Raw genomic sequence first — 13,300 nt, 5'->3', positions numbered from 1 at the left:
TGCATTCCTAAATTATATCAGCAGACACAGGAGGTTTCAACGACATAAAAAAAGCATGGGACCGCGACCCCCATGCATCCGCCGGATTTGAGATGGAAAAAACTATGATCTTGTCCAGGCAAACAACCGGTCGGCCAACTCGCGCAACAGTTCACGGATCATCGTGCCGACCTGATTTCCGGTTTCAGCCAGATAATTGGTTCCTTCCCTCATTTCCTGACCAGCGCTTTTTTCCGGATTCTTTAAACCGGCTTTCGCCGACGCTTCTTCGGATCCGATGGTTTGTCCGAAGACGGAGATTTCGATTTTCCCTTCCTGTGGAGTAATTTGAATGGCCCGTGGCGCCCCTTCGATCCCTTGCATTTTTTGCATATTCCGTTCCGCAACATCCATCCCGATAAAAATACCGAAAACCAACATGGCCAAAAGCCCGATTATCTGCACCCAAACCCGCATGTTTCTCCACCTCAAAACTGTTTTAAGATCCTTCTTGCCGCATCACCGGCGTGGCATCATGAATCCGTTGCGCCAGCACTTCCGCCAACACTTCGACCGACCGGTATGCTTCTTCGAAGGTGTTATCCACCCCTCCCACTTCCACAAGCATGCTATTGGGGGATAAAGACTGGTTATATTCACCGTTGTTCCCATTTGTCCGTTCTTTAATAATCACCGCCCGTGACAATCCGGGATATTGTTTGTTGATTTCTTTGTGCAACTCACGGGCCAGCTTCAGATTTTGCTCAAAATGCTTGCTCGATTTTCCCACGACAAAAGCTAACCGGGCATAGCTTTTCCCGTTGTAAGTTTTGGTGGTTTTGTCCCTTCGTTGCGCATCCCTGTGCAAATCGATCAGATAAGTGATCCCTTCATGCTGCCCCATTACGGATTGCACCATTTTCCTCGATTGCTTGTACGCTCCCGAATCCCAAGTGTATTTCCGTTCCGCCGTGACCGCCCCGATGCCCATCTTCTCGAGCACTTGGGCCAGATGTTGAGAAACGAGGGTGATGTTTTTTTCGATATGCGATGCTTTCTGCGGATTTTTTTCTCCCAACTCCGGAAGATAAGACTCCCAAAAATGCGTCGAGTAAATCAATACTTTTTTCTGTTTGATCCCGCTTTGGGTTGTGCTGGCGCGGTCCTGATCCGGCTTTTCCATCGCTTTGATGATCTCTTTTTCCAATTCGGGAGGAGGAGCCGATTCAATGGGAATCGATGTGTAATCGACATCGGCGCTCGCCACGTCAATTTCGCTGTCAAAAAGTGCGTACATCGGCAATTCCCGGCCCAGAAAGGTACGGGGATCTTGTAAATTCATGCTGGTTAAAAGTTCAAAAGTCATCCGGGACACAATCCCGTCCAATCCGGCCGAACCGATTTCTTCCTGAAAATACGGGATGTTCTCCCCCATCACCATGGCCAGGGTTTTGGCCGAAATGCGGGAAGTCACCCGGCTAAAATCCGAACCCTGCATGCTGTTTTCAGCCTGAACCATGACCCAGGCTCCCGCAAATGAAAACAACACCGCGATGGCCAAAAATAAAAAAACCAAGATTCTTCTGGTCCGCGGACGTGCCAAGTTTAACGTCATAAACCTTCGATACCGATGATTCATCCGGTTCACCCTTTGCCAGCTTGTCTCTCATCCCTAAGCTATGAAAAAACCGGCAAAAGTAGAACCTATGAGACTTAAAAAATACAGGAGAAGGGTTGATAGAAATCCGGAACAAAACCCCGCCCCTTCAACAAACAGGCGGACATAAAAACGGAAGCCTGTTCCGCTCACAAGCTTCCGTTTTTGATCCCGTACGCCGTCTTCAATTGACGTGCGAAGCCACATTATCCATCGTCACCGCATCATGCAAGGCACAATTGACACCGTTGGCGATCATTTTGGCCACATTGGCAATAAAGGAGTCCACTTCTTTTGGGGTCACGATCAGGTTCTGTCCCAGCGGGGAAAGAACTTCATGAATGAGCTGGCGTTTTTCCTGTTCATTCAGACGACCGAACATTCCCAACACTTCCCGCGCGGTGCCGGAAGGAAGCTGATAATTTTTCAAATCCTTCACTGTCGGGCGGTTGTAAGGATCCAGCGGGTTGTTTCTTTCGCCATGAATTTCTCTTCCCAGATGGGAGATGACAAAATCAATCGTGTCATAGGCAATGGTCACCGCATCCACCACGGTGGGAACACCGATGGCAATCACGGGAACCCCCAACGTTTCCCGGGTTAACGCTTTCCGGTTGTTTCCCACCCCGGATCCCGGATTGATGCCGGTATCCGCCACCTGAATGGTCGTATTCACACGGGTCAAAGCCCGGGAAGCCAACGAATCAAAAGCAATGACAAAATCCGGTTTGGCTTTGTCAACCACTCCCCGTACAATATCGCTCGTCTCCAGTCCGGTCAACCCCAACACGCCCGGGGACAACGCACTGACCGACCGGTATCCTTCCTCAACGGATTCCGGTTCCAGCTCAAACAAATGCCTAGTAATCATGGTGTGCTTCACCACCAGGGGCCCCAATGCATCGGCCGTGACATTCCAGTTACCCAACCCGACAATCAGGCAGGAATCATCTTTCCCAATTCCGGCTTCATCTAAAAACCGGGCAAACTGTTCTGCAAAATGGCCCGCCACTTTCTGGCTGAAGACGGAATCTCTCGATCTCAGTTCCGGAGCTTCAATGGTTAAATAAGTGCCTGGCACTTTTCCCATCTCTTCCGCACCCCGGTCATTTTCAATCCAAATCCAGCTGGTTGTGATCCCGTCCTCCGTCTTTTCCTCGATCCGCACTCCCGGAATGGAACCGTTCCCGCTCCTGTTTCTTTTGGTTGCCAATTCATGCGATTCACGCGCCAAATCGGTCCGGATGTTATACCGGCTCAAATCAACCTGATGACCTTGCGATGGATCCTGATTCATGTTTCTTTTCTCCTTCCATTCACTTCCTCCTGTTTTTAGTTTGCTTGATGTCATTGGATTTATTCTTGGGGGATTGTTGCTTTTTGCCCCTTCCCATGCTAGAATATTGCATGTTGCATTTTAGGGATGCGGAATCCTTGTACGGGAGGTGAATTCATTGGCAAACATCAAATCGGCAATTAAACGTGCGAAAACCAACGAAGAGCGCCGCAAACGCAATGCTTCCCAAAAATCGGCAATGCGTACGGCTGTGAAAAAGTTTTTGACCGCTGTGGAAAATCAGGACAAAGAACAAGCACAAGTTCTTTTCGGTCAAGCAACCCGCAGCTTGGACAAAGCTGTAACCAAGGGTTTAATCCATAAAAACGCAGCTGCCCGCAAAAAATCCCGTCTTGCCAAAAAGTTGAACGCTTTGGCCTGATGCACGGTTCCATAAAACGACCCCTTTGACCGGGTCGCTTTTTTATACAAAAAAGATGCCGCCGGAGATTCCGGGGCATCTTTTTTTGCCTCACAAGATTCCCATCGCATCTTTCATTTTGCGCAGAGTGTCCTCGGCCACGAGCCGGGCTTTTTCTTTTCCTTCATCCAATACTTTGTCCACATAATCGGTATGCCGGATTTCCCGGTACCGCTCTTGGATTGGCGTGAGATGATCGACCGTCACCTCGACCAAATCCTTTTTAAATTTACCATAGCCCACCCCTTCGTATTGTTTCTCCAATTCCGGGATGGACTTTCCGGAGAGCAGGCTGTAAATCGACAGCAAATTGCTGATCCCCGGCTTGTTCTCCACGTCAAAACGGACTTGGTTGTCCGAATCGGTCACCGCGCGTTTCAATTTTTTCTCAATGGTTTTCGGATCATCCAACATCGCAATGTAATTCATTGCGCTTTCCGCACTTTTGCTCATTTTTTTCTTTGGTTGATCCAGCCCCATGATGCGGGCCCCCACTTTTCCGATCAGCGGTTCGGGAATGGTGAACACTTCCGCATAATCCCGGTTGAATCGTTGTGCCAAATCCCTGGTCAGTTCCAAATGCTGCTTTTGGTCTTCCCCGACCGGCACCTTGTCCGCCTGGTACAGCAGAATATCTGCCGCCATCAGCACCGGATACGTGTATAATCCGACCAGTGCCGATTCCGATCCTTTTCCTTTTTCTTTAAACTGAATCATCCGGTCCAATTCCCCGACACGGGCGACACATTGAAGCAGCCAGTTTGCTTCCGCATGGGCTTTCACCTGTGACTGGGCAAACAAGGTCACTTTTTCGGGATCCAGCCCGACCGCCAGATACAAAGCGGCGACATCTTTGGTTCTTTCCAAAACCTCCTTGGGATCTTTCGGAATGGTGAGCGCATGCAGATTCACAACGCAGAAGTAGCATTCCGCTTCATTTTGCAACTCGACAAACTGCCTGATGGCCCCGAGATAATTTCCCAAATGCAACATCCCCGTCGGTTGCACTCCGGACAATACTCGCGTCATCCAAAATCACTCCTTTGCCATGCAAAAAATATTCATATAAAAAACCCGCCCCCCAAAAGGGACGGGTTTTTGCCCGCGATACCACCCTCGTTCACCTGAGAAATCAAGGTGCACTCAACAGATAACGGTCTTCCCGTTTTTCCCTACTGAGGACTCATGCCCCGTTCGGAAAAAAAGCTCCAAAGTCCATTCACACAGGTCCCTGATTGGCTTGCACCACCCGCCAACTCTCTGAACAGTTCCCCTGTGCTACTCCTCTTTTTCAACACTTTCTGTCCTTATCCATTTGTACCTGACGATTGAAGAATATTTTCCTAGAACGATCCGGAAAAGTCAAGTATATATTATTTACAAGCTTCTTAAATTGTGCTAGTTTTTTTATCATACAAGGAGGGACGGGCATGATGCATTCTATCCCCGTGAATGTCAAAGTCATTGCACCCATTTTTGCCTTCATCATGGCACTGACCGTGATTTTCGTTCGAATCAAAGCGGCTGACAAACCGACCAACGCCAAAAAAATACTCATTCCACCGCTTGGAATGAGCACAGGTTTTTTAATGTTCCTGTACCCGCCTGTGCATATCCCTTGGTCTTGGGCCATCGCATCTTTCTTGGTCGGGGCTCTTTTTTTGTCCATTCCTTTGATTCAAACGTCCAAATATGAAATCATCGACGGACAAGTTTACCTGAAACGTTCCCGGGCGTTCATTTACATTCTGTTGATCTTGTTTGTCATCCGCATGTCACTGCACACATACATCGAACATTTCATCAGCTATTACCAAACGGCCAGTTTGTTTTTTATTCTGGCTTTCGGCATGCTGCTGCCCTGGCGGATCGCCATGTATATCCAATATAAAAAACTTTTGTCCACAGAAAAAGATGCATCCCGAAAACCCATGCCCCAAAAATCTCCCTGATCGCGGGAGATTTTTTTGTTTCATTCGATTGAAATTTTCGAATATCTAAAAAAACTATCCTCTTGTGATTAAACTTGCTACAATATTACAAGTAGATCGATATTTCTTTATAAAAATTGCAAACGATCTCAAGGGAGTGTGTCTTGTGTCTAAAAAAGTGATTGTAGCGGGTGGAGGTTTGGCCGGTTTAAGCGCAGCAGCCCGACTCGCTTACAATGGATATGATGTGACTTTGCTGGAAAAAGCACCGAAACTGGGCGGACGCGCCATCACCATCCCTTTGAAGGGGTTTAACTTTAACTTTGGCGCCCATGCCATTTATGCCCGGGACAAATCCGTTTTGCGGCGTTATGAAAGCGAAATCGGATTGGAAGTGGACTGGAAAAATTTTTCCCCATCCAAAGCTTATTACGATCTGGGGTCTTATACAACCTTAATGCCTGCCACATTGGAAGGGCTTTACCGCACAAAAATTTTGGATTCCCAAAACAAATGGCGTTTCGCCTATGAAGTGTTCAAAACCATGGCTTCCATCGAAAAAGGGGAAGAAGGCATTCCCATCGGGCAATATTTGGAGAAAGAGCCCCCAAAAGTCAGGGATTTGCTGTTGACCATTGCATCATCCAACTTCTTTACCAATGAGCCTGAAAAAATTCCTTCCCCGCTGTTTTTCCAATATTACAAACGCTTATTCTCCACACAACGTGCCGTCAGTTACATCGGGGGAGGCTGGCAGGCGATTGTGGAATCCTTCTCCAAAATCATTGAAGATCACGGGGGAAAAATCATCACCAAAGAAAAAGTCAGCGGCATCGAACTGGACGGCAACCGAATTTCCAAAATCATCGGGAAAGAAACCACTTACACAGCCGATGAGTTCATTTTGTGCATTCCGCCGAAAGAGTTACACCAGCTTTTTGCCGACACCCCGTATGAATCGACATTCGAAATTTATCGCAACTACTCGCCCACCCAAGTGGTCGTCTATGATGTGGGATTGAAAGAACGGATCCCCAGCCCGTATACCTATGTATATCAAAAAGAAAAGAAAGTGTTTATCACAGACATTTCCTACTATGATACGACCTGCATCCCGGAAGGCGGTCAGTTGATGCAAGCCATCGCTTATCTCAATGATGAAGAAGCGGCTGCCAACAAGGCCAACGAGAAAGTGGCGGACATTGAATCCGTTTACGATAAACACTTCCCCGGCTGGCGGGATCAACTCGTCGCCAAACGAATTTCGAAAAAAGCGGTTGTTCAGGAAATTAAATGTATTCATGACCAAAAACTGCTGCCGGTGAAACTGTACAGTTTGGATAATGTGTATTTCGCCGGAGACTGGTGCCAGGGTGAAGGTCAACTCTCCGAACTTTCCTTCTCCTCGGCCTATGAAGTCACCAACCGGATCATGAATAAAACCACCACATCATAAACAAAAAGGCCGGCGCCTTCATTGCCGGCCTTTTTCACCCGGTTCAAGAAATGAGCAGGATAAAAACGGATCCCAACAACGTCATGCCTAATACAACACAAGCAAAAATAACGGTAAACAAACTCCGCTCTGACGCATGTACACGGATTTGTTCCGCCGACAACCGGTCAAAGCGGCGGGCATGGGCAATCAAACTCAAATTCCCGATCAGAAACACTCCCACGATGAAAACCGCGATATACCAAACCGGGATCCCTTCCAAAAAGTACAAATCCTGGCGAAACCAAGCCTGCCCCAAGAAAAAGATCCCCAACACAACGGCCAAAATCACCGATGACAGATGATATTTCTTCCAAGTTTCACCCAGCTTTTCTTTCTCGTACCGGATCAATTCTTTCATCCCCGGAAAAAGCAGCAAGGTCGGGTGAAAGGTTTTCAGCCAAAAGCTGCTGAGTGCAACAAGAAAACACAAAATGCCCAAAAGCGTGTAGATCACAAGCGATGACAGTTGTGCCAGAGACAGCAAAGCAAGAATCCCCAGATAGACGAGAATGAGCACATTGGTATAAATCCGCTGCTTTTTACGCAGTTCATTCCGTTTTGCCGGATCCATTTTGATCAACTCCTTCCACAGCTTCCCTTCTCTTTAGTATCTTAGCATTGCTGTGTTGATGAAGGAAACAGGATCGGCACATCTTCTTCAAGCAAAGGAATGATGAATGGCGAACAGTAACCGTTCAACCGCCAGTTCCTTATCCGCTTTTCCGGATTTGATATCCTGGTCGGTGGCGATGGCGGAAATCAAAAATTGCCGCAGTTGGTCCTCTGTAAATTTGGCACCGTTTTTCAAGGCCAGTTTCACCGGATAAGGGTGGACTTTCAAGAAACCCGCCATCTCTTTTTCGGGCATCCCTTTCTTTGCCAGGGCTTTGACTTGCAACATCAACCGGATTTGCCGGATCATCAAGGCAAGAATCCGGATCGGCTCTTCTTTTTGAAACAACAAATCCTGCCAAACCATGAGCGCCTGATCAATTTTCCGCTCGGCCATCTTTTCCGTCAGTTTAAATATATTATGCTCCAGTGTCCGCGGGACAAGCTCTGACACCGTTTGCCGCGTCACCGTTCCTCCCCTTCCCGCGTAAGTGACCAGCTTCATACATTCTTGATTCAACAATTGCAAGTTCTCTCCGACCAAAAGAACCAACTCTTTCAATGCGGAAGGATCGATGGCAACTTGATGTGCTGCAAACCGCCCTTTTACCCAATCCGTCAATTCCTTCCCTTTCAGAGGGGGAAACGAAAGGGTAAAGGCTTTTTTCTGCAAGGCCTTTACCACTTTTTTTCGCTTGTCCAGTTGCTCGGAATAAACCGTCAGCACAAGAATGCTGGATGGAAGAGGATCTTCCAGGTACTTCAGCAAGGCATCCGCATCATGCTGAATCCCCGCAGCCTTTTTTTCGCTTGTGAGGAAATGGGCATGATGCCCGACAATAAACCGCCGGTCACCAAAAAAAGGGAGTGTTTCCGCCTCTTGGACCACCATTTGAACCGGCGTTTCCTCCAGATCAAAAGCGATCATGTTGCCAAACGGATCATCGGCAGGCATCCAATTGGTTTTCATCCACCGAACCGTTTCCTCGATCAAAAAAGACTCGGTTCCGTAAAGCAAATATACCGGATGCGGCCCTTTTCTTTTCAATTCTTCCAAACGGGAATGATCCACTTGTTCCACCTCTTGCCCTAATGATGAACTTCTTCCTTTTTCTCCACATCAATGGTGATCGATTGAGGAGCTTTTTGGTCTTCCTGAATGGTCATTTTCAGGGTTTGATCGGTCAACCACTCGATTTTTTGCAAACGCGCACCCGTTCCCGCAAAAGAACGCTCAAATTGAATGGTCCCGTCCGCTTTGGTGACAACCAGCGTTCCTTGTCTCCATTCCGCCTGATAGGTTTCATCCGGCGACCAAACTTGTGCACCGGATTCCCCGTCCGGTGCCGGACCATCCGTTTTCTCCATCAGGACATTCACTTCTTCCTTCGGGGTGGAATCTCCCATGAAGGTTCCGTTTTCTTTCTCCGCCGGTTGAAAATTCATCCACGCATAAAAGCCAATGAAACCGATCACCACCACTGCCGCCAATGCCTTTGCCGCCAGCGGCCATCCAAACCGGCGCCGGACGGAAGCTTCTCTCTTCAGACGGGAAGCCTCCTCTTGATCGATTTGAGCCAAGACATCGCCCACAATATCGCGGGGTGGATCCACTTTGGGAAGAAGGGACAGCTGACGCGAAACCTCCATCAGCTTCTCAGCGTTCTCGCGATCTTTCACTGATTCTGCCAGATGTTTGTTTAGCATCTTTTTTTCCGCTTCTGACAAATCATCATCCAGATCACGTTGCACCCATTCGTTTATTTTTTCATCCGCCACAGGTAATCCCCTCCTTCCTGATATTCGGACAACCACTTTTGCAATTGTTTCCGTCCCCGGAACAAATGAGATTTCACCGTATTTAACGGCAAATTCATGGCTTCTGAAATTTCCTTGTAATTATAGTCCTGGACATACCGTAGAATAATCGCTGTTTGCTGGGGCATCGGAAGACGCCGGATCGCTTGCTTTAAATCGGAGATGATGGCGCCCTTTTCTATCTCTTTGCCTGCATGGTAATCTTCCTGAACAAAATCCTCCTCCATGAACACCACCTTCTTCCGTTTGCGAAACATATCCATACACACATTAGTGACAATGCGTTGCGCCCACGTGTAAATCATGGCATCCCCTTTATACGAAGGCAAATACCGATACACTTTCAGCAATGCTTCCTGGGTTGCATCCAGCGCATCCTGTTCATTCCCCATGATGTAGTAAGCAGTGCGATAGAGCGGCGTTTCCAACTGTCGCAAAATCTCAACCAGTGCTTTTCGCTCCCCTGCCTGTGCCCGCTGAATCAATTCCGAGTCAAGCAAAAAAATAACCCCCCATATTTATTGACCTATTTTCCCACATGTTAGTTGCAAACAGGAGATTTATGTATACAAAAGTAGTATAAAGAAAAAACGGATTCATTTTAAATGGAACATCTTCCGGGTTGCATCCCTGACGGAACTGACGGTCATTCCCTTCTTCCCGATCTCAAAGATCACAGCTCCTTGTTGATCGGTCCGCCAAATGGAAATGCCTCTTTTCTCCAACCGCGAAATCACTTCCGGGGCAGGATGTCCATAGGTGTTGTAACGTCCGGCCGAAATCACCGCATGCTTGGGCTTGAGCACGTCCAGCCAGGTTTCATGGGTGGAAGAGCCACTGCCGTGATGGGCGACTTTTAAAATATCCACTGCCGGCCAACGCCAGCGTTGAAGCAACCTTTTTTCTGTCTCCGTGCCGATGTCTCCGGGAAACAAAACGTTGATGCCGTGAACGGAAAACAAACAGACCACCGAATCTTCGTTGGTTGCTTCCCCTTTGCCTCCATGCCGGACCGGATCCGGGTGCAAAAACGCAAACCCCGTTCCCCTTTCAATTTCCAACGTGCGGCCCACAGGGGACACATAGACCGGAACTTTTTGTCTGTGGAGCTCCGTCATGAGTTGCCGTTCCTCCTCATTTGCAGGCAAACGGGCATTACGCACCACTTTTTGCACCGGAAACCGCCGGATCACATCCAATAATCCATTGATATGATCCTGGTCGCCGTGTGTCAGGATCAACCAATCGATTTTTTGGATTCCTTGTGATTTTAAGTAAGGCACAATCACATCCTCGCCAACCCGAAACGGATGCTTTCGCCTTCGCCATGCTTCATGATTATCGTAACGTACATGGCCGCCTCCATCCACCAAAACGGTTTGACCGTTTGCCGTCTCAATGACCGTGGCATCCCCTTGGCCCACATCCAGAAAAGCAAGGCGTGCCAAAACGTCTTCTTTTCCCGGCTCCGCCCACAACAGCAGGCTGAGTGCCGCCACGCTTGCCGCAAGAAAAACCGGTTTTCCGCGCCGAAGCCATGACCAAAGCGCCATCGCCGAAGAGAGATAGTAAAGGAGGATCCACCACTCTGGAGGAGATGGAAAAGCCGGACAAAATGCCTTCCATGTACTCAGCCACTCCATCCCTCCCTGCATCATCCGGATCCCCGTTTCCATCACATTGGCCGCCCCCATGCTCCCGGACTCCCAGATCCAGCTCAACCCCAAAAGGAGCAAAGAGACCGGAAGCACGACAAAACTGACGATGGGAGCAAACAGCAGATTAGCGGGCAAAGACATGAAAGAGTATTCATGAAAGTGATCAATCACCAATGGAAAAGACAGCCATTCCGCGACCAGATTCCCTGCGACCGGATAACGAAGCGGTGAGGGGAGCCATGTGAGCTGTCCGGACACCGGTTCCGTCCAGACAATCAATCCGGCCGTCAACAAAAAACTGAGCTGAAATCCGGCTTCAAACAATTGATAGGGATCCCACACCAACAGAAGCAAAAGAGCAATCCCCCAAAAGGACAAACTGTCCCCCGGCTTGCGGAAAATCAAGGCAACCATCGTCAACCCCGCCATGACCGCCGCACGGGCCACCGGGGCTCCGAGACCGGTGAGAACCGCATAGACCGGCAGCAATCCGAGGACAACCCATGCCGCCTTTTCTCTGGTCAGGCCGATCCATTTTAAAATATAATATACGATCCCGGTCAGAACCGTAACATGCAATCCGGAAATCGACAACAAATGAACCAAGCCCAACCGGGTGTATTGCCGTTCCCAGTCCGGATCCACTTCCAAGCGCTCCCCCAGCAGCAAGCCGCGCAAATAACCGGACACCGGCTCGTCATACAGTTTTTCCAATTGTCCGGCCAACTTCTTCCGCCATGCATCCACCCATCCCACCGGATGTGGCGGGGCTTCTTTTAACATCACCAAAGAATGCAAACCCTTTCCTTTTCCCGTCCAATGAATTTTTTGCCGAAATAAATAAGCCCGGTAGTCCATTCCCCCCGGGTTGGAACGTTGAGATGGTTTTTCCATCCGGACCGGAAGCCGAATCCGGGAATAACGACGCAATTGTCCAGCCTTTTCCGCTTCTTCTTTTGATTGGAGTGAAAGGAAAACCCGGATTTTTTCCCGGTTTCCGTTGATCACACGATCCTTTGGTTGCAAGCGGTCCAGTTTCAGGTCAAAGCGGAGCACATCCCCGTCCACGACGGGCGAAGAAATGATGGTTCCGGCGACGGTCATTTCTTCCCCTTCCACCGTTGACGGGATTTGGCTCCGATTCTGCCCGTCCACCCAGGAAAAATGCGCAGCGGCCAAAAACAGCGCCGACAAAAAAATCCAAACCGGCCGCCCCTTGCGAAAGAGGTAATCATAGCAGACGCCCGAAAGCAAGAAAGAAACGGCCAGTCCGAGGAACAAAGCCGCATGGTTCCCCATCCGGTCCGCCAACAAAATCCCGGCTCCCCAGGCAATTCCTGCAACCACAAAAGGACGCTGCAATGCCCATCTTCCTTTCTTCCGTTTCCATTCCTTTCGACATTTTCCGACGATTTCCTTTTGGCCGCCTATCTTCACTCCAAAAAACGCACGGATTCACCGTGCGCCCTCCACTATCTCCTTCCAAATTTGTTCAAACTCTTCTTGGGTGATTTCCTTCGGAAAAAAGATTTCATACGGGTCTTGCGCGATCTCCTCCAGCGGCGGAACCGGCAACTTTCCCAATCCGGTCGGACCTGCCTCGATATCATCATAAGCATATCCAATGCTTCCGTCCCGGAACACTTCCACTTTTCGCAGTTCGTACCGGTTTTCGTCCAGTTCGGAACAGATTCTCACGGGCATGTCGCCGTGGCAATGAACATGATCTACCATGATGTAAGTTCTCCGGCTCATGTTGAACCTTCAGCCTCCTTCAGCAAAAAACGCGCGGATTTCCCGCACGTTTTCTATGCATGGCTATACTTTCGGCAATGTAATACCGGATTGGAACTGATATTTTCCTTTTTTCGTCCGGTAGGAAACTTCGCAGTCCTCATCACTTTCCAAGAAAAGAATCTGGCAAAGCCCTTCATTGGAGTAAATTTTGGCCGGCAGAGGCGTGGTGTTGGAAATCTCCAAGGTCACATATCCTTCCCATCCCGGTTCAAGCGGGGTCACATTGGTGATGATCCCGCAACGGGCATAGGTCGATTTACCCACACAAATCGCCAGCACGTTCTCCGGAATGCGGAAATATTCCACGGACCGGGCCAAAGCAAATGAATTGGGCGGAATAATGCACACATCCCCTTTATAATCCAGAAAAGAATCCGAATCGATTGCTTTGGGATCAATCACCGGGTTTAAGGCATTGTGAAAGATCTTATACTCATCAGCGACCCGGAGGTCATATCCGTAACTGCTCAATCCGTAACTGACCGCTTCTCCTTTCCCGACATTCCGGTCAATAAATGGTTCAATCATTTTGTATTGCTCTGCCATTTTCCGAATCCATTTGTCTGATTTGATCGCCATCGTTTTACGTACCC

Annotated in this window: 14 protein-coding genes and 1 other annotated feature; of the genes, 3 read left to right on the top strand and 11 right to left on the bottom strand. The window is 48.8% G+C overall.

Annotated features, from left to right (window positions below; genetic code table 11):
* Positions 1-102 precede the first annotated feature (102 nt).
* From NYE37_RS05315 to gpr, 3 genes are all read right to left on the bottom strand, one after another.
* On the bottom strand, positions 103-456 hold the full coding sequence (locus NYE37_RS05315; protein ID WP_037994558.1) for a DUF3679 domain-containing protein: 354 nt from the start codon (positions 454-456) through the stop codon (positions 103-105).
* Positions 457-478: 22 nt separating this feature from the next.
* Complete coding sequence (spoIIP, locus tag NYE37_RS05310; RefSeq protein WP_082813523.1) at positions 479-1,618, bottom strand: stage II sporulation protein P; 1,140 nt, start codon at positions 1,616-1,618, stop codon at positions 479-481.
* Positions 1,619-1,820: 202 nt separating this feature from the next.
* Entirely contained in the window at positions 1,821-2,933 is a 1,113-nt protein-coding gene (gpr, locus tag NYE37_RS05305; protein WP_037994560.1) for a GPR endopeptidase, read from the bottom strand.
* 157 nt (positions 2,934-3,090) lie between these two features.
* Between gpr and rpsT the strand changes: the two genes are divergently transcribed.
* Entirely contained in the window at positions 3,091-3,354 is a 264-nt protein-coding gene (rpsT, locus tag NYE37_RS05300) for a 30S ribosomal protein S20 (RefSeq protein WP_037994564.1), read from the top strand.
* A gap of 90 nt (positions 3,355-3,444) precedes the next feature.
* On the opposite strand, the gene trpS is transcribed toward rpsT, so the two are convergent.
* On the bottom strand, positions 3,445-4,422 hold the full coding sequence (gene trpS, locus NYE37_RS05295; RefSeq protein ID WP_049720357.1) for a tryptophan--tRNA ligase: 978 nt from the start codon (positions 4,420-4,422) through the stop codon (positions 3,445-3,447).
* Between the two features lie 54 nt (positions 4,423-4,476).
* Positions 4,477-4,697 (bottom strand) — a binding site (T-box leader).
* 126 nt (positions 4,698-4,823) lie between these two features.
* Here trpS and NYE37_RS05290 point away from each other — a divergent pair.
* A complete protein-coding gene (locus NYE37_RS05290) occupies positions 4,824-5,345 on the top strand; it encodes a CcdC family protein (RefSeq protein ID WP_049720358.1) in 522 nt (173 codons plus the stop codon).
* A gap of 145 nt (positions 5,346-5,490) precedes the next feature.
* Positions 5,491-6,780 carry a phytoene desaturase family protein gene (locus tag NYE37_RS05285; RefSeq protein WP_340711854.1) on the top strand — a complete coding sequence of 430 codons (1,290 nt, stop codon included), beginning with the start codon at positions 5,491-5,493 and terminating at the stop codon, positions 6,778-6,780.
* Positions 6,781-6,823: 43 nt separating this feature from the next.
* Here NYE37_RS05285 and NYE37_RS05280 read toward each other — a convergent pair whose 3' ends face one another.
* From NYE37_RS05280 to dcd, 7 genes are all read right to left on the bottom strand, one after another.
* Positions 6,824-7,393 (bottom strand): hypothetical protein, encoded by a 570-nt coding sequence (locus NYE37_RS05280; protein ID WP_037994572.1) that lies wholly within the window; start codon positions 7,391-7,393, stop codon positions 6,824-6,826.
* 87 nt (positions 7,394-7,480) lie between these two features.
* On the bottom strand, positions 7,481-8,506 hold the full coding sequence (holA, locus tag NYE37_RS05275) for a DNA polymerase III subunit delta (RefSeq protein ID WP_037994574.1): 1,026 nt from the start codon (positions 8,504-8,506) through the stop codon (positions 7,481-7,483).
* Positions 8,507-8,523: 17 nt separating this feature from the next.
* Positions 8,524-9,213, bottom strand: coding sequence for a hypothetical protein (locus NYE37_RS05270; protein WP_037994576.1), 690 nt, complete (start codon positions 9,211-9,213; stop codon positions 8,524-8,526).
* A complete protein-coding gene (locus NYE37_RS05265) occupies positions 9,195-9,752 on the bottom strand; it encodes an RNA polymerase sigma factor (protein ID WP_037994578.1) in 558 nt (185 codons plus the stop codon). The genes NYE37_RS05270 and NYE37_RS05265 overlap by 19 nt, the downstream gene beginning before the upstream one ends.
* 96 nt (positions 9,753-9,848) lie before the next feature.
* Positions 9,849-12,272, bottom strand: a complete 2,424-nt coding sequence (locus tag NYE37_RS05260; protein WP_198052678.1) for a DNA internalization-related competence protein ComEC/Rec2 — start codon at positions 12,270-12,272, stop codon at positions 9,849-9,851.
* A gap of 93 nt (positions 12,273-12,365) precedes the next feature.
* Complete coding sequence (locus NYE37_RS05255) at positions 12,366-12,665, bottom strand: DUF6881 domain-containing protein (RefSeq protein ID WP_049720360.1); 300 nt, start codon at positions 12,663-12,665, stop codon at positions 12,366-12,368.
* Positions 12,666-12,728: 63 nt separating this feature from the next.
* Positions 12,729-13,286, bottom strand: coding sequence for a dCTP deaminase (dcd, locus tag NYE37_RS05250; RefSeq protein WP_037994582.1), 558 nt, complete (start codon positions 13,284-13,286; stop codon positions 12,729-12,731).
* Positions 13,287-13,300: the final 14 nt, after the last annotated feature.

Source organism: Thermoactinomyces sp. FSL K6-2592 (assembly GCF_038006465.1).
Taxonomy (GTDB): domain Bacteria; phylum Bacillota; class Bacilli; order Thermoactinomycetales; family Thermoactinomycetaceae; genus Thermoactinomyces; species Thermoactinomyces vulgaris.
Note: the sequence above shows the minus strand (reverse complement) of the source record. Positions and strands in the feature narration are given on the sequence as shown.